Source organism: Streptomyces kryoterrae (assembly GCF_054072135.1).
This window is the reverse complement of record NZ_CM133358.1, coordinates 6053876-6070265: the sequence shown is the minus strand read 5'-3', so window position 1 is coordinate 6070265 and position 16390 is coordinate 6053876. Positions and strand designations below refer to the sequence as shown.

The 16390-nt window shown below is 69.4% G+C and carries 13 protein-coding genes; 6 read left to right on the top strand and 7 right to left on the bottom strand.

The window, feature by feature from the left end; genetic code table 11:
• Nucleotides 1–3: 3 nt before the first annotated feature.
• From ACW4TU_RS26790 to ACW4TU_RS26775, 4 genes are all read left to right on the top strand, one after another.
• Complete coding sequence (locus ACW4TU_RS26790; protein ID WP_457417322.1) at nt 4–489, top strand: nucleoside deaminase; 486 nt, start codon at nt 4–6, stop codon at nt 487–489.
• On the top strand, nt 470–1474 hold the full coding sequence (locus tag ACW4TU_RS26785; RefSeq protein WP_457417321.1) for an isopenicillin N synthase family dioxygenase: 1005 nt from the start codon (nt 470–472) through the stop codon (nt 1472–1474). Before ACW4TU_RS26790 ends, ACW4TU_RS26785 begins: the two co-directional genes overlap by 20 nt.
• A gap of 151 nt (nt 1475–1625) precedes the next feature.
• Complete coding sequence (locus ACW4TU_RS26780) at nt 1626–3761, top strand: hypothetical protein (protein WP_457417320.1); 2136 nt, start codon at nt 1626–1628, stop codon at nt 3759–3761.
• On the top strand, nt 3761–5383 hold the full coding sequence (locus ACW4TU_RS26775; RefSeq protein WP_457417319.1) for an ABC transporter substrate-binding protein: 1623 nt from the start codon (nt 3761–3763) through the stop codon (nt 5381–5383). The genes ACW4TU_RS26780 and ACW4TU_RS26775 overlap by 1 nt, the downstream gene beginning before the upstream one ends.
• A gap of 15 nt (nt 5384–5398) precedes the next feature.
• Here ACW4TU_RS26775 and ccsB read toward each other — a convergent pair whose 3' ends face one another.
• From ccsB to hemL, 7 genes are all read right to left on the bottom strand, one after another.
• A complete protein-coding gene (gene ccsB, locus ACW4TU_RS26770) occupies nt 5399–6526 on the bottom strand; it encodes a c-type cytochrome biogenesis protein CcsB (RefSeq protein WP_457417318.1) in 1128 nt (375 codons plus the stop codon).
• A complete protein-coding gene (gene resB / locus ACW4TU_RS26765; RefSeq protein ID WP_457417317.1) occupies nt 6527–8290 on the bottom strand; it encodes a cytochrome c biogenesis protein ResB in 1764 nt (587 codons plus the stop codon).
• 3 nt (nt 8291–8293) lie between these two features.
• On the bottom strand, nt 8294–9070 hold the full coding sequence (locus ACW4TU_RS26760) for a cytochrome c biogenesis CcdA family protein (RefSeq protein ID WP_457430315.1): 777 nt from the start codon (nt 9068–9070) through the stop codon (nt 8294–8296).
• A gap of 22 nt (nt 9071–9092) precedes the next feature.
• Entirely contained in the window at nt 9093–9731 is a 639-nt protein-coding gene (locus tag ACW4TU_RS26755; RefSeq protein WP_457417316.1) for a TlpA family protein disulfide reductase, read from the bottom strand.
• 87 nt (nt 9732–9818) lie between these two features.
• Entirely contained in the window at nt 9819–11177 is a 1359-nt protein-coding gene (locus ACW4TU_RS26750; protein ID WP_457417315.1) for a polysaccharide deacetylase family protein, read from the bottom strand.
• Between the two features lie 152 nt (nt 11178–11329).
• Nucleotides 11330–12040: a histidine phosphatase family protein gene (locus tag ACW4TU_RS26745; protein WP_457417314.1), complete on the bottom strand. Its 711-nt coding sequence runs from the start codon at nt 12038–12040 to the stop codon at nt 11330–11332.
• Complete coding sequence (hemL, locus tag ACW4TU_RS26740; RefSeq protein ID WP_457430313.1) at nt 12037–13359, bottom strand: glutamate-1-semialdehyde 2,1-aminomutase; 1323 nt, start codon at nt 13357–13359, stop codon at nt 12037–12039. Before hemL ends, ACW4TU_RS26745 begins: the two co-directional genes overlap by 4 nt.
• A 639-nt stretch (nt 13360–13998) precedes the next feature.
• Here hemL and ACW4TU_RS26735 point away from each other — a divergent pair.
• Together ACW4TU_RS26735 and ACW4TU_RS26730 are read left to right on the top strand one after the other, a co-directional pair.
• Nucleotides 13999–14436: a hypothetical protein gene (locus tag ACW4TU_RS26735; protein ID WP_006381067.1), complete on the top strand. Its 438-nt coding sequence runs from the start codon at nt 13999–14001 to the stop codon at nt 14434–14436.
• A 481-nt stretch (nt 14437–14917) separates the two neighbouring features.
• A complete protein-coding gene (locus tag ACW4TU_RS26730) occupies nt 14918–16363 on the top strand; it encodes a lipase family alpha/beta hydrolase (RefSeq protein ID WP_457417313.1) in 1446 nt (481 codons plus the stop codon).
• The last annotated feature ends 27 nt before the right edge of the window (nt 16364–16390 follow it).

The window sequence follows — 16390 nt, the reverse complement described above, 5'->3', positions numbered from 1 at the left end:
CCCATGGATCAGGGAGACCAGGTGGATCAGCTGGATCAGTTCGATCGGGCACTGGCACGCTCGTGGCTCGCCGTCGCCGTCGAGGAAGCCCGCGCCGGGCTCGCCGAGGGCGGTATCCCGATCGGCGCCGCGCTCTACGGCGCCGACGGCACGCTCCTCGGGCGCGGGCACAACCGGCGCGTCCAGGACGGCGACCCCTCGACGCACGGCGAGACCGCCGCGTTCCGGAATGCGGGACGGCAGCGCTCGTACCGTGGGACGACCATGGTCACCACGCTCTCCCCGTGCTGGTACTGCTCCGGTCTGGTGAGGCAGTTCGGTATCTCCCGGGTGGTCGTGGGAGAGGCCGTCACCTTTCACGGCGGCCACGACTGGCTCGCCGAGCACGGCGTCGAGATCGTGCTGCTCGACGATCCCGAGTGCGTCGAGCTGATGCGCGACTTCATCACGAACAATCCCGCACTGTGGAATGAGGACATCGGTGAGTAGCACCACGTCGGCACAGACCCCCGCCGCGCCCCGTATCCCCACCGTCGACCTGCGGCCCTGGCTGTCCGGCGACACGGAGGCCCGGGCCGCCATCGCCCGTACCGTCGACTCCGCGCTCCAGACCGCCGGTTTCCTGCTGGTCACCGGGCACGGCGTCGACCCCGCCCTGCGGGCCGGTATCCGGGAGGCGGCCCGCGCCTTCTTCGCGCTGCCCGCCGAGGTGAAGGAGCGGTACACGGCGAAGGTCGGCGGGAGGGGGTGGCTGGGGCCGGGGGCCGAGGCCAACGGGTACTCGGAGGGGACCGAGACCCCGCCGGACCTGAAGGAGTCGCTGACCTTCGCGACGCACGACCCCTTCGACGACCCGGCCGTCAACGCCGAGTGGTACGCGCCCAACGTGTGGCCCGCCGAGGCGCCCGAGCTGCGGAGGCTGTGCGAGGAGTATCTCGACCGGATGGCCGAGCTGGAGAAGGAGCTGCTCACCCTCCTCGGGTCCGCTCTCGGGCTCGAACCCGACTTCTTCTCCCGGCACATGGACCATCCGACGTACGGGTTCAACATCAACTGGTATCCGGGAGTCGAGGTCGTCGGCGAGCCGGAGCCCGGGCAGTTCCGGATCGGGCCGCACACCGACTTCGGGACGGTCACCATCCTCGACCGACAGGCCGGGAAGGGCGGGCTGCAGGTCTACACCGACGAGGGCGGGTGGGAGGACGCGCCCTTCGACCCCGAGGCGTTCACCATCAACATCGGTGACCTGATGGCCCGTTGGACCGGCGACCGCTGGCGCTCGGGCCGGCACCGGGTGCTGCCGCCGCCGGCCGACTCCCCCGCCGAGGAGCTGATGTCCCTCGTCTACTTCGGCGAGTGCACCCCGGGCACGATCGTCGAGTCGGTACCCGCGCCGGTGGGCCGGGTCGCCTACGAGGCCTTCGACTCGCACGTCTATCTGCGGGGCCAGCTGGACTCGATCACGGTCGACTGAGGGAACGTGCAGAAGGTGAGCATCGGGACGATAATTTCGTAACACAACGGACATCCGACCATCTGGTCCTATCCAACTCCCTCTTCCTACACTGGTGTTGCAGTACTGCACAGCAGACTGGACCGCGCAGGACCCCAGGGGGAGGGATGCGGTGCTCAGACGGCTGCACGGACGCGGGGCGCTCTTCGACACCGAACCGCCGGGGCTCGCGCCCCGGCTCGTCGGACTGCGACCGCACCATCACATCGCCGCTCCCCTGGAGCATCCGCGTGAGCTGCCGTTCGTGGTGCTCACCGCGGGGCGCGGGCTCGGCAAGAGCGTGGTCCTCGGTGAGCTGCGCGCCGCCTACCAGCGGCACACCCCGGTCGCGCTGATCGACTGCGAGGACCCGCAGTTCGTCCGGGGGCCCGAGACGCGTCCGGCGGAGGCCTGGTCGCCGCTCTCGCAGGCGCTGCTGGTGATCGCCGAGCAGCTCGCCGAACCGGTCACCGGCGCCCGGCGGATCGCCTTCCCGCGGCTGATGTCGGGCCTGATCGCGGTGGCCGCCGGCGGCTGGGGCAACGCCGACACCGAGCGCATCCGCTGGGAGGTCCAGCGGATGCTGCTGCTCAACGAGAGCGGCTCGTGGTTCACCGGGTTCGCCGCGCGCTGGGCGGGCCGGGTGGCCTCGAAGGCGGTCGCGGCGGCGATCAGCGACGACCCGCTGGTCTCGGCGGTCATCGAGGCCACGCTGGAGGCGATGACGGAACGTTCCGCGAGCGCGCGCCAGCGCAGGGCGTCCACCTGGTACCGGACGTACCCGAACGCGGGTGACCGCGCCGAGCTCGGACTCCGCCTGCTCTCCGACCACTTCAGGGCCGGCGGCACCTCCCGCGAGCACGCCGAGCGCTACCTCGTCCGCGCCCTGCTCGCCGACCTCACCGACGCCTACGCCGGGATGCGGGCGCATCTGCAGCGCCTGGGCCGCCCGCTCGTCCTGGTCGACAACGCGCAGGGTTCGCCGGGGCGTGAGCTGATCGAGCAGGTGCTGCGCGACCGCGTCGAGGGCATCGCCGACCAGGTCGCGTTCATCGCCGCCGTGCGCGGCAGCGGCGGCCAGTCCTCGCTGCGCAACGCGGTACGCCGGGACCTGCGCGAGACCGTCCAGCGCACCCGCTGGACTCCGGGCGACACGCTCTCCTCCCGGGCCCTGCTGGTGTCGCTGCCGCCACTGTCCTCCGACGACACACTGCACATCGTCGACGCGGTGTGCACGGGTACGGCGGTGCCCGTACCGGCCGAACTCCCGCCTGCCACCCACCGGTTGACGTGCGGGAACCCGTTGGGCATCGCGCTGGTCGCCGAGTCGGCCCGGCAGAACCTGGGCCAACTGCCGCCCACCGCGCCCTTCGGTGCCCTGCTGACCGCCGAACTCGCCCTGCACGAGGACCGCGAGGGACAGCCCGCCTACCGCGAACTCCTCGACCGGCTCGTCCCCGCCGACCGGCTCGACGAGCTGACCGTGCTGGCCGCCGCCCACGACCACGACTCGGCCTGCGCCCTCTCCGCCTCCCAACTCCCGGACGACTTCGGCCCGTCGAGCGTCCGCGCACTGGAGACGCGACTCGTGACGGAGGGACTGCCCGCCGTTCCCGGCCAGTTCGTCGGCGACGCCTTCGTCCGCACCCTGCTCCTGCTGCGCCTGCACCACCGGCACGCCGACCACGGCAAGTGGCGGGACGTCCACGAGACCCTCATCCAGCACTACGAGGGGCCCGAGCCGTCGAAGGCCCGCTACCGCCTCCACCACGAACTCGCCCTGGGCGACACCGGATCGGCGGTCGCGTATCTGCGCGACACCTTCCACACCCTCGACACCCGCACCTGGCTCGACACGCTCCTGTTCATCGCCTCGGCGCCCTACTTCCACGCCCACGACGCCGAGGGCCACGACTTCGTCGGCGGCGACCACCAGCGCGCCCGGATCGCCTTCGGCCACACCGACGCCGAGCAACGGCCGCCGGACGACGTGGACGCCGTACTGCATCTGCGGGTACGCCGACTCCTGCACGCCGTGTGGCAGTTGACCGATCCGCTGGTGCTGCCCGACCGGAAGCTGTGCGACCGGCTGCGCTACGAGCTGGAGCAGCTGTCCAACGACCCGCGCGCGAGCAACGCACTGCTGTGGCAGGCCTCGCAGGAGTGGCCCGAGGCGGCACTGGCCGGCCGGCCGCTGCGTACCCCGGGCGACGACGAGGACACCGCCTCCGACAACCGGGACCGGAACCGCAACGACGGAGGCGCGTGATGGCTCGCAGCGGTTTCAGAGGTGCCGGGGCGTGGCTGCGCGAGGGGGTGTGGGCGATCCCGCTGCGCCGCTATCTGGCACTGCTGGTCACGGCGGCGCTGGTGGCCGGAACCGGGTTCGCGGTCAGGTCGCTCACACACGACGACCGGTCCTGCGCGCCGGGGGTCGTACGGCCTGCGGGCAGCGACGAGTGCGTGGGTGTGTCGACGACCGACTACTCCTTCGGCCGGGAGCAACTCACCGACACGATCAGGGCGATCGACCGCGAGAACGACTCCCTCACGGACAACGGAGACGGTGAGAACGGCAAGGACGGCAAGGACGGTTATGTCACCGTCGCTCTGTTCGAGCCGTTCACCGCGACCGACCAGGACAACCTCGGGGATGTGCTGCACGAGCTCCAGGGCGCCTACCTCGCCCAGTGGAAGGTGAACCACGACGCGAACGGTGAGGGTCCGCCGATCCGGCTGGTGCTGGCCAACCCGGGCCGTACCGGCGCCCATTGGGAGCACACCGTCGACCAGCTGGAGCGGATGACGACGACCTCGGACCGGCTGCGCGCGGTCACCGGGATAGGGCTGAGCACGGAGGAGAACACCCGGGCGGTGAAGGAGCTGACGAGGCGCGGTATCCCCGTCGTCGGCACGTCCATCACGGCCGACAGTCTCGCCAACGGCCAACAGGGCAGCCCCGGGGGCCTGAAGCCCTTCCCGGGACTGGCCCGCACCGCCCCCACCAACACCGACGAGGCCCGCGCGCTCGCTTCCTTCGCCAAGGTGGCGGCCGACAAGGCGGTGCTGGTGTACGACGATCCGGGCGACCCGTACACGCTCACGCTCCAGGCGTCGTTCGAGAAGCTGCTGACGGGCTCGCGCTACCAGCCGTGGCCCTTCACCCCGCTCACCGACCGCACCGAGGAGGGGACCACCGCCAACGACTTCCGGCAGATCAGGGAGCTGGTGTGCGACACCGCGCCCGGCGTGAACACCGTCCTGTTCGCCGGACGCCACACCCAGCTGCGCCAGTTCATCAACGCGCTCGGCGAACGAGGCTGCCAGCAACGGGAGTTCACCATCCTCACCGGGGACGACGCCTCGTACCTCACCGGTGACAGGAAGCTCGACCCCGAAGCCCTCAAGCACGGCATCTCGGTGCGCTACAGCGCCCTCGCCCATCCGGACGCCTGGCTCAGGAACCCTCCGAAGACCGGGGGTTCGGCGACGGACGCCCAGGACCTCAACGAACTGCTCGGCGCCGCCCAGGCCAACAAGGAGGCCAAGAGCGACAGGCCCTCACCGATCGGCGCCATCGACCTGGAGGACGGTCAGCTCATCATCGCGTACGACGCGATGCGGCTCACCGTCGAGGGCATCCGCGAGGCCACGCCCCGCGGACAGAGCGCGCCCACCCTCGCCGACGTGGGCGACGAGTGGACGCTCATCAAGGGCTCGTCGGGGCGGGTGAACGGCGCGAGCGGCTGGATCTGCCTGGACAACTACGGCAACCCGTACGACAAGGCCGTGCCGATCGTGCAACTGACCTCTGACCGGCACGCCCGCTTCGTCGAGATCGCCTGGCCGACGGGCAGGCCCCCGAAGGAGGACTGCCTGCCGCCGTCGTAACCGCGTCGGGCCTGTTCAGACTCCCGCGTACGAGTGCTTGCCGCTGACGAAGATGTTGACGCCGTAGTAGTTGAAGAGGAAGCACGCGAACGCGATCAGGGCGATGTACGCGGCCTTGCGGCCCTTCCAGCCGGCCGTGGCGCGGGCGTGCAGGTAGGTGGCGTAGGCAACCCAGGTGATGAACGCCCAGGTCTCCTTGGGGTCCCAGCCCCAGTAGCGGCCCCACGCGTCGCCCGCCCAGATCGCGCCCGCGATGATCGTGAACGTCCACAGCGGGAAGACGGCCGCGTTGACGCGGTACGAGAACTTGTCGAGGGACGCCGAGGCGGGCAGCCGCTCCATGACGGAGGTCGCGAAGGTGCCGGGCCTGCCGCCGGACGCGAGCTTGTTCTCGTACGAGTCCTTGAAGAGGTACAGGATCGTGGCGACCGCGCCCACGTAGAAGACGGCGCCGCAGAGGATCGCCGTGGAGACGTGGATGTACAGCCAGTACGAGTGGAGGGCCGGCACCAGCTGGTCGCTTGCCGTGTACAGGACGGTGACCGCGAGACCCAGGTCGAGGAGGACGGTCGTGACCAGGGGCAGGCCCAGCCAGCGGATGTCCTTCTTCAGCGCGAGGAAGACGAGGTACACGCCCACGGCGGTGGTGGAGAAGGTGAGGTTGAACTCGTACATGTTGCCCCACGGCGCCCGCTGCACGGACAGCGCGCGGGCCAGCACCCCGGCGAACTCCACGAGGAACGCGACCACGGTGAGGGACACGGCGATACGGCCGTACAGGTCGCCCTGCTCGTCCCCGCCATGGGCGCCGGGCCCGTCCGGCACGTCCCGGGCCCCCGCGGCGGCCCGCACGACGACCTTCGGCCGCTCCAGTACGGCGGTCCCGCCGGCGTTCTTGACGGTCACCTCCGGCGCCTTCGCCCCGGCCGCTCCGCCCGGCTTCGCGGTGAGCGCGGCGGCCGTCCGGCTGACCTTGCTGCGGCTACCGAAGATCCACTCGGCGATGTAGGTGAAGAAGGCCAGGGTGTAGACGGCCATCGCGGAGTAGATCAGCGTGTTGCTGATGTTCGCGAGGTGCTCGTTGGTCGCGGTGGCGAGAGTCGTCACGTGGGTGAGGTCGGTCGCGGTGGCGAGAGCAGACATTTACTTCTCAGCCCCTTCATCAGGTACGGCAGAAGTATCGGGGTCGGGGTCGGAATCGGGGGTTTCGGGATCAGGGGCGCCGGGCGCCTGGTCGTACAGGATCCCGGCGAGGTCGCCGAGTTCCTCGGGCAGCTTGGCGGACTCGCTGCGGCCGAGGCCGCCCATCTCGACGACGGTGACACCGTCGGGGCCCTTCACCGCCCGCACCCACACGCGTCGGCGCTGGATGAACAGGGAGCCGGCGAGGCCGAAGATGGCGACGATCGCGCCGCCGAGCGCCCAGCCGGCGGCGGGCTGCCGGGTGACCTGGAAGTTGGCCCACTCCTGGGTGCCCCGGTAGGTGACCGAGCCGGCGCCGCCCGGGAGTCGCATGGTCTCGCCGGGCTTCAGGTTCACCCGCACTTGCTTGCCCTTGGCGTCCTTGTAGGCCTTCATGTGGGTCTTGTCGAGCTGGTACACGCTCTGCGGGAGACCCGCGTTGACCCCGAGGTCGCCGTGGTAGGGCGCCAGGTTCAGCACCGGGTTCTCCAGCGCGGGGAACTGCGAGGCGACCTCGTTGCCCGGCACGTAGGTGGGCAGGAAGAAAGCCTGGATACCGAGCTGTTCCTCGACGCCCTTGGCGTTGCGGTAGCCGTCCATGACCTTGATCGCACCGGAGGAGGTGACGTTGGAGTCGAGGGGAAGGAGGGCCACGGCCTGGTCGAAGACGATGTCACCCTTGCCGTCGCGGACGGTGATGACGGGCGCGTAGCCGTGGGCGGTGAGGTAGACCTTGGAGTCGCCGATCACCAGCGGCTCGTTGACCTTGATGGTGCGCTTCTCGTCCTTGCCGTACGCGCCCACGCTGTAGTCGACGTCGGCCTCGTAGGTGCGCGGGGTGCCGCGGTTGGGGCCTGACACCTCGTATGTGCCCTTGAAGTCCTTCAGGGTGAAGCTGAAGGGGTCGAGGTCGTCGGTGTCGAAGAGGGTGCCGGACTTGAAGTCGTCGTACTGGGTGAGCGTGTTGGAGAAGCCGTCGCCTTCGAGGATCAGCTTGTTGCCCTCGGACTTGTACAGCTGGCCCCAGGCGAAGGAGGTCAGCATCACGATCAGCGCGATGTGGAAGGCGAGGTTGCCGACCTCGCGCAGATAGCCCTTCTCGGCGGCGACCGCGTCCCCGGCGATGGGGGTACCTCCCGCGTCCTTGAGACCGTGGGGGAGGGCGCGGAAGCGGCGCTTCCTGAGCAGTACGAGGGCTGCCTCGCGGACCTGCTCGGGCTCGGCCTCCGTACGCCATGTCGTGTAGGCGGGCAGCCGGTTCAGGCGGCGGGGCGCGCCCGGCGGGCGGCTGCGCAGCTGGCCCACGAACTGCCAGGTGCGGGGCACGATGCAGCCGATGAGGGAGATGAACAGCAGGATGTAGATCGCCGAGAACCACACCGAGCTGTAGACGTGGAACAGCCCGAGCTTGTCGTAGAGCGGCCCGAGGAAGCTGTGCCGTTGCGTGAAGTCGGCGACCTTGGTCTCGTCCGTCCCGGACTGCGGGATCAGCGAGCCGGGGATCGCCCCGAGCGACAGCAGGAACAGCAGCAGCAGCGCGACCCGCATCGAGGTGAGCTGCCGCCAGAACCAGCGGGCCCAGCCGATGACGCCCATGGAGGGCGGGCCCGGCGCGTCCTCCCGGGGGGCGGTGGACAGCTGGGAGGCGGCGGCGCCGAGGTCCTGGTCGTCGTTGTTCCCGGGCACGGGGGCAGGGGTGCCGCCGGTGGTGGTGCTGTTGCTCATCGGTCAGATCCCCACAGTGAAGCCGTTGGACCAGGTCTGCATCTCCTGCACCAGACGGTCCCACGCGCCGGTAAGGAGCAGCACACCGGTAAGGATCATCATCGTGCCGCCGATGCGCATGACCCAGACATAGTGGCGCTTGACCCAGCCGAACGCACCGAGCGCCTTGCGGAAGGCGACCGCGGCGAGCACGAACGGCACGCCGAGGCCGATGCAGTAGGCGACCGTCAGTACGGCCCCGCGCCCGGCGCTGGCCTGGTCGAAGGCGAGGCTGTTGACGGAGGCGAGGGTCGGGCCGATGCAGGGCGTCCAGCCGATGCCGAACAGCGCGCCGAGGAGGGGGGCGCCGACCAGTCCGGCGGCGGGCTTCTTGTGGAAGCGGAACTCGCGCTGGGTGAGCCAGGGCATCATGCCCATGTAGAAGACGCCCATGAGGATCATGAGGACGCCGAGCACCTTGGACAGGGTGCTTTGGTGCTCCTGCAGCGTCTGCCCGAAGTACCCGAACAGAGCCCCGGTCGACACGAACACCGCCGTGAACCCGAGGACGAAGAGCGAGGCCCCGGCGACCATCCGCCCCCTGCGGGCCTCGCCGAGATCGGTGCCGGTGACGCCGGTGACGTACGACAGATAACCGGGTACGAGGGGCAGCACGCAGGGCGAGAAGAAGGAGACGAGGCCGCCGAGCAGGGCGATCGGCAGGGCCAGTATCAGGGCCCCGCTCAGCACGGTCTTGTTGGCCTCGGGAACGGAGGCGGCGAGCGTGAGCACGCCGGTCACGTCCGTGATCGCTCCGCTCACGTCACTTCTCCGCGAGGACGGGCTTGAGCATCTCGCGGAGGTTGTCCTCGCTGAGCGCCAGGAGCGCGCGGGCGGCGATCTTCCCCTCCCGGTCGAGGACGATCGTGGAGGGGATCGCCTTCGGGTTGAGCGTGCCCTTCTTGAAGCGGAGCATCAGCTTGCCCGTGGGGTCGTACAGACTCGGGTACGTGACGCCGTACTGCTTCTCGAAGGCGACCGCCGGACGGGTCTCGGTGTCGCGGGTGTTGATGCCGACGAACTGGACGCCCTGGTCCTTGAGGTCGGCGGAGACCGCGACGAAGTTCTTCGCCTCCAGGCGGCAGGGTCCGCACCACGAACCCCAGATGTTGATGACGACGATCTTGCCCTTGTAGTCGGCGACGTCGAGCTGCTTGCCGTCGATGGTCGGCCCGGAGAGGTCGGGGGCGGCGATCCGCTTGGCCTGGGCCACCGTGGCGATGCCGCCGTCGCCGGTGACGAAGTTGGTGTCGCCGGAGCCCCCGGACGTACCGCCGGAGGTGCACGCGGTCAGGGCCAGCGCGGAGGCGGCGACCGCGGCGGTGAACAGGGCGGCCCGGCGGCTACGGACACGACCACGGGGACGGTTCGGGGAGAGGGAGACGCGGCTGGCGGCACTCATGTGAAAAGTTTCGCATGTCCGTTCCGAGGATCTTGCGCACCCCCCTTGCGGGTACAAAACCGCATTTCAGGCGGCCTTTGCGGTCCCTCAGGCGCCGGTAGCGGAAGTGCCGGACGTGGTCCCGGGCGCGGTCCCCGTCGAGGTTCCGGAAGGGGTCTTCGGCGGGGCGGCCAGGAAGCCCTTCCAGCCGCCCACCGGCTGCTGCCCGACGTCGAGGGTCCGCAGCTTCTCCAGCACCTCGGGCTTCTGTACGTCCAGCCAGTCGACGAACTGCCGGAAGGAGACGAGCCGGACGTCCTCGCCCTTCTCCTTCTCCCGCGCGATGTGCTTGAGGGCGTCCTCGACGGCGTCCATGTAGATGCCGCCGTTCCAGTGCTCGAAGTGGTTGCCGACGAAGAAGGGGGCGCGGTTCGTCTCGTACGCCCGCCGGAAACCGGCGATGTAGGAGCCGGCGGCCTGCTCGCGCCAGGCGGGGTAGTTGTGGGCGGGCGCGTTGGTCGAGTTGATCGACTGGTTGGCGAGGATGTTGTAGTCCATCGACAGGACCTCGAACTGGTGGCCGGGGAAAGGTATCGCCTGGAGGGGGAGGTCCCAGACGCCGCCGTTCTTCGTGGGCCACACCTGCCGGCCGCCGGGCGAGGAGGCGTCGTAGCGCCAGCCGAGGGCGCGGGCGGTGGGCAGCAGGTTGTTCTGGCCGAGGAGACAGGGCGTACGGCCGCCGATGAGCTCCTTGTCGTAGTCGAAGGGGAGCGCGGGCAGGTCGGTCCACCCGGTGTTGGTGCGCCACTCCTTCACGAAGCCCTTGGCCTGCTGTATCTCGCTGCGCCACTGCTGGGGCGTCCAGTTGGCGACCGTGCCGTGGCCGGAGCAGAAGTGGCCGTTGAAGTGGGTGCCTATCTCGTGCCCGTCGAGCCAGGCCTGCCGGACGTTGGTGAGGGTCGCCCTGACGTGGTCGTCGGTGAGGTAGCCGATGTCGGAGGCGCCGGGGGCGTTGTTCGGCGGGAGGTACTTGCGCTTCTGCGACTCGGGGAGGAGGTAGAGCCCGGAGAGGAAGAAGGTCATGTGCGCGCCGTGCGTCTTCGCGAGGTCCAGGAAGCGCGGGAAGAGTCCGTTGCCGACCTCCCCCGCGCCGTCCCAGGAGAAGATCACGAACTGCGGCGGGGTCTGGCCCGCCTCCAACGGCACGGGCCTGCCGGGCTGGTGGGGCTGCTTGCCGGTGAACGAGGTGGAGCCGTCACCGATGGGCCTGGCGGTGGGGGCGGTGTGGCCATGGGGGGACGGCCTGCCGGAAGGCCGGTCGCCGGTGGAACCTCCGGTGCCGCTCGACCCCTCTCCCAGTACGGTTCCGCAGCCGGCCGTGCCGAGAGCGGCGGCGGCACCGAGGCCGAGGCCGAGCGCACCCCGTCGGCCGAGTCCACCGACGCCGTCACCGTTCTTGCCGTGCATGGGATCCCCATTCGTCGTACTCACTGCTGGCTCACCCAGTCAGAGGGCACGACGAACGGGGAGGTTCCCCGTATTGTCACCCGCTTCGGAACAATTGCAACAAACGTGTCACTAATCACTCAAAGCGCGAAGGTTTACGAAGTGTTGGTTGATCAGGCCCCGAAGGCCTTGTCCTTCCCCTTCACCGGCTTGGCGCCGGCGAGGAGATGGGCCGGGACCAGGTCACGGGCGGGCTCGGTGTAACCGACCGACACGATCTTGTCGCCGCGGTAGGTGAAGGTGGTGAGGGAGGCGAGCGTGCACTGCCGCTTGCGCGGGTCGTGCCAGAGCCGGCGCCGCTCCACATAGCTGCGCACGATCCAGATCGGCAGCTGATGACTGACGAGCACGGCCTCGTGCCCACGGGCGGCGTCCTTCGCGGCGTCCAGCGCCCCCATCATCCGTACGACCTGATCGACGTACGGCTCCCCCCAGGACGGCTTGAACGGGTTGACCAGGTGCTTCCAGTTCTCCGGCCGCTTCAGGGCCCCGTCCCCGACGCCGAAGGTCTTCCCCTGGAAGACGTTCTCGGCCTCCAGGAGCCGTACGTCGGAGGCCAGATCGAGCCCGTGCGCCTTGGCGATGGGGGTCGCGGTCTCCTGCGCCCGCTCCAGCGGGGAGGCGCAGACATACGTCACGTCACGCGGGGCGAGGTGCTCGGCGACCCGGTCGGCCATCCGCCGGCCCAGCTCGGAGAGGTGGTAGCCCTCCAGCCGCCCGTACAACACCCCTTCGGGGTTGGCGACTTCACCGTGCCGCATGAGGTGGACGACGGTGAAGTCGCTGTTCGTCCCGTTGCTGACGTCGTTGCTGATCTCGCTCATGCTGCCGTGGCCTCCGCCGCCGCACGGGCCGCCGCCGGAAGGGCGTCGGCGATTCTCTGGATGGCCCGCTCGTCGTGCGCCGTGGAGACGAACCAGGACTCGAAGGACGAGGGCGGGAGATAGACGCCGTTCGCCAGCATGGACTGGAAGAACGCGGTGAAGCGGAACGACTCCTGCGTCTTGGCGTCCTCGTAGTCACGTACCGGCCGGTCCGTGAAGAAGACGGAGAACATGTTGGAGGCGTTCTGCACGGTGTGCGCCACGCCCTCCTTGCTCAGCGCCTCGCCGACGAGCCCCTGGAGCTGCGCGGAGACCGCGTCGACGGTGACGTACGCGGCCTCGTCGAGCAGCCGCAGCTGGGCGAGCCCGGCGGCGGTGGCAATGGGGTTACCGGAGAGGGTGCCGGCCTGGTAGACGGGCCCGGCGGGAGCGAGGTGGGCCATGACGTCGGCGCGTCCCCCGAAGGCGGCGGCGGGGAACCCACCGCCCATGACCTTCCCGAAGGTCATGAGATCGGGCCGCACGCCGTCGATCCCGTACCAACCGCTGCGGCTGGTCCGGAACCCGGTCATGACCTCGTCGGACACGTACAGCGCGCCATTGGCCGCACACGCGTCCTTGAGCCCCTGGTTGAAGCCGGGCAGCGGCGGTACGACGCCCATGTTGCCCGGGGAGGCCTCGGTGATCAGGCACGCGATCTCGCCGGGGTGCGCGGCGAAGGCGGCGTGCACGGCGTCGAGGTCGTTGTAGGGGAGGACGATCGTGTCGCCGGCCTGGGCGCCGGTGACGCCGGGGGTGTCGGGCAGCGCGAACGTGGCGACACCGGACCCGGCGGCGGCGAGGAGCGAGTCGACGTGACCGTGGTAACACCCGGCGAACTTGATCACCTTGGCGCGCCGGGTGAACCCACGGGCCAGCCGGATCGCGGACATGGTGGCCTCGGTCCCGCTGGACACGAGCCGCACCTGTTCGAGGGGGTCGATACGGGCGACCATCTCCTCGGCGAGAGCGACCTCGCCCTCCCCCGGCGTACCGAAGGAGGTACCGCGCGAGACGGCGTCCTGCACGGCGGCGATGACCTCCGGGCGGGAATGCCCGAGGATCATCGGGCCCCAGGAGCAGACCAGGTCGACGTACTCGCGCCCGTCGGCGTCGGTGAGATACGGGCCACGCCCCGACACCATGAACCGGGGTGTACCGCCCACGGCGCGGAAGGCGCGCACCGGCGAGTTGACGCCGCCGGGTGTGACGGCCGTCGCACGGTCGAAGAGGCCCTGCGAGACGGGCGCTTCGTATGAATAGGGCAACCCACTCGCCATTCCGCTGGCTGCCCCGCTAGACGTTTCGCTCATGACCTGCGACTTCTCCGACTTCTCGGACTCCGGTTGCCAGTGACCCCCTCAGAGTAGGCGGCCGGACAGGGGGCGTCGGCTCCGCCCGTCTGCGAAACTGGGACCGGACACACACACGGACACAGAGACACGCAGCTCATCGGCCCGTACATATGGACGATGGGCAGACGATGGTGTTCAGAGGCTGCGAAGATCCTGCGGACAGGTGTTTCAACGCACGTTTCGGCGGGCGGACGTGGGGGAGGTCACTGACACGATGATCGGGTTGCGCGACGGGGCTCGCGCGTCCTAGAACAGCAGTCGGGTGGAGATATGCATCGCGGTGGCGGACTGGGCGAGGGGACTGACGACCTGGGTCCTCGACGTGCCCGGCGGGGAAGGCACCGACGCGACTTGGAGGAAGCGGCAGCGGCAGAAGCGGCACGGCAGGCACAGGCCCAGGGAATGGGGCCCGGTCAGGGGACGGGTGCGGGACAGGGCATGGTTCCTGGCCAGAGCACGGTTCCCGGGCTGGGCACGGGATCGAACGGTGTGCCCGAGAGCATCGACCGGAGGGTCGACCGACTCCGGGCGGCGAGCGGGAACGGCGGTCGGAATGGTGGTCGGGTGGGGGTGACGTACAAATACTTCGGCGCGCCGGACGGCGCCACGGCAGCCCGCGTCCCGATCTCGATGCGCCCCGAGGAACTCGGCGGCGACGAACTCGGCATGAACGGCATGTTCACCAAGATCAAGCCGGAGACGATGGCCGCGATGGTCCTCACGGGCATCGAGGGAGTCCCCCTCAACAAGGTGCCCCCGCTGGAACTCGTCGTCCTGCACCCCGACTACGCGGTCGTGAAACTCCCGATGACGGTCGTCGACCCCCTGCGGGGCATAGGCGAGGAGGCGGTGGGCGCGGCGGCGTTCATCTGGTCCACGGTGCCGGATCGCGGGGGACCGCGAGACGCGTACAACGTGTACCAACTGCTGCACGAGTGGCAGGACTTCAGCCACAGGTTGCATGAGGCAGGGCATCAGCCGTACTGCCTTGTCTGGCCCTGAGCCGGGGCTTCGGGGTGTTGTGGGCGGGGCTTTCGGGCTCCGCCCTTGTCATGCGCCGGTGAAGGCCGGAGGACAGTCAGGGCACACTGAGGGCACGCCGGTTTCGGCGGGAACCTGATGATGCCGTCGTCGGAGTGGATGGTGTCCGCGCCCATCCGGTTTCCGGGTCCAGGAACGTCTGCTTCGTCCCGGTGGGGACGGCATGGGGCCGGGTCGGGCCTCGACGGACCCTCGGCTGTCCGCTTGCCAGAATCGGCCAGCCGCATACCAACGACTGGCCCAGTTACCTTCCTGCGCAAGCCAAGTGGAACTCCGCGGGACTCCCGGTAGGCCGACGGTCAGGAGAACCCATCACCCATTGGGGCATTTTCCTGTCGAAACCAGTTTGCATCGAGGCCTGCCGTGCTACCGTCCTGGCCCTTATTGATACTGAACGGGATGAGCACAACAGCGGTCGGTGAGGCTCGGGGGGAATGAAAGTATGAGCAGGCAACGTACGCCTGAACGGCTGCTCCACGACGCCGTGGTGGTCGTGCCCGGCATCATGGGCAGCGCGCTGAGAGACGTAGAGAACGACACGCCGCTGTGGGGGGTAGGACGTCTCTTTCAATACTCGGCCCGCGCCCATGCCCGGCGCTTACGTGATCTCACCGTCACAGACGCCGAGCGTGCCGGACAGACCGGCCGTGTCGAGGCGACTGGTGTCCTCAACTTCGCAGACTGGATGCCAGGACTCGGCGTCGCCCAGCCGTACAACACCCTGATCTCCCGGCTGAAGCACGCCGCCCTGAACCGGGCGGCGGTCCTCGCTTTCCCTTACGACTGGCGGTTGTCCGTCGAGCACAACGGTGCCCTGCTCGCACGCGAGGCTCGTCGTCACCTCGCCTTCTGGCGCAACCATGACGCCCACCGCCGTCACCTCTCCGAACACCCCGAAGCCGGTCCGGCGCAGCTGGTGTTCGTCGCCCACTCGATGGGAGGACTACTCGCCCGCGAGGTTCTGTACCGCGGCGATCTGCGCGGCGACGTCCGCACGGTGATGACTGTCGGCACTCCCTTCGGGGGTTCGGTAAAGGCCTCCGTGATGCTCAACTCGGGCAGGGGCGCCCCGCTCCTATTGCCGCCCGACGTGCTGCGCGAGGTGACCCCCAGCATGCCGGGACTCTACGACTTGCTGCCCGGCTATCGCGCCTGCTCGGAAGGCGCCGACATGCGGGTTCCGAATGTCGACGACATCGTGGCGCTGGGCGGTCGGCGCGATCTGGCGCAAGCCACCGTGGACTGGCGGTCGAGTCGGCGCGACACTCCCCTGCTCGACCACGTCATGGTCGTCGGCATGGGACAGAGGACCTGGCAGAGCTACCGCCTGGACGCCGGTGCGGCCTTCGCGCAGCGGTACATGTTCCAGCGTCATGAGGGACGGGTGCTCCTGGACGCCGCGGGAAGACCCCGGCACGAGGACCGCAAGGGCGACGGCACCGTCTACCAGTTTGCCGCGCACCTGCCGGGCTCCGCCGCCCGGCCCGTCCACGTCTACCAGGAACACAGCGCCCTCGTCCGCAGCGAGAGCGTCATCGACCTGGCCTGCGGCCTGCTGCGCGGACTCCGTCACAGCGACGAACTGGGCGACATGCTCGGAGCAGGAGAGTTCGGACTGAACACGCCCGAATGGGCCGACCCCCACGTGCCGTTCGACATCGAGGTGGAAGGCGTCGAGCCTGGCGCCGACCTTCAGTGCGTGGTCCGCGAGGTCAGCGGGCTCGACGTGGTCCACCACCTTGCGCTGAAAGAGGTGCCCGACACACCGGGCACTTGGACCACGACCTGCCCTGCCAACCGGGCCGGGCTCTACGAGGTTGAAGTACTGGGCGGGGCCGAACCGATACGACGGCTCGTGCCCGTCCTGGCGGCCGAGCAGCACGGCTGACGCGATGGTGGCGGAGCTGATACCACC

Excerpts from the sequence above, each read along its gene's own strand:
- hemL (WP_457430313.1), bottom strand. The coding sequence starts at position 13,359 with ATGGCGAGTGGGTTGCCCTATTCATACGAAGCGCCCGTCTCGCAGGGC.
- ACW4TU_RS26755 (WP_457417316.1), bottom strand. The coding sequence starts at position 9,731 with ATGAGTGCCGCCAGCCGCGTCTCCCTCTCCCCGAACCGTCCCCGTGGT.
- ACW4TU_RS26790 (WP_457417322.1), top strand. The coding sequence starts at position 4 with ATGGATCAGGGAGACCAGGTGGATCAGCTGGATCAGTTCGATCGGGCA.
- resB (WP_457417317.1), bottom strand. The coding sequence starts at position 8,290 with ATGAGCAACAGCACCACCACCGGCGGCACCCCTGCCCCCGTGCCCGGG.
- ccsB (WP_457417318.1), bottom strand. The coding sequence starts at position 6,526 with ATGTCTGCTCTCGCCACCGCGACCGACCTCACCCACGTGACGACTCTC.
- ACW4TU_RS26730 (WP_457417313.1), top strand. The coding sequence starts at position 14,918 with ATGAGCAGGCAACGTACGCCTGAACGGCTGCTCCACGACGCCGTGGTG.
- ACW4TU_RS26775 (WP_457417319.1), top strand. The coding sequence starts at position 3,761 with ATGGCTCGCAGCGGTTTCAGAGGTGCCGGGGCGTGGCTGCGCGAGGGG.
- ACW4TU_RS26750 (WP_457417315.1), bottom strand. The coding sequence starts at position 11,177 with ATGCACGGCAAGAACGGTGACGGCGTCGGTGGACTCGGCCGACGGGGT.
- ACW4TU_RS26745 (WP_457417314.1), bottom strand. The coding sequence starts at position 12,040 with ATGAGCGAGATCAGCAACGACGTCAGCAACGGGACGAACAGCGACTTC.
- ACW4TU_RS26785 (WP_457417321.1), top strand. The coding sequence starts at position 470 with ATGAGGACATCGGTGAGTAGCACCACGTCGGCACAGACCCCCGCCGCG.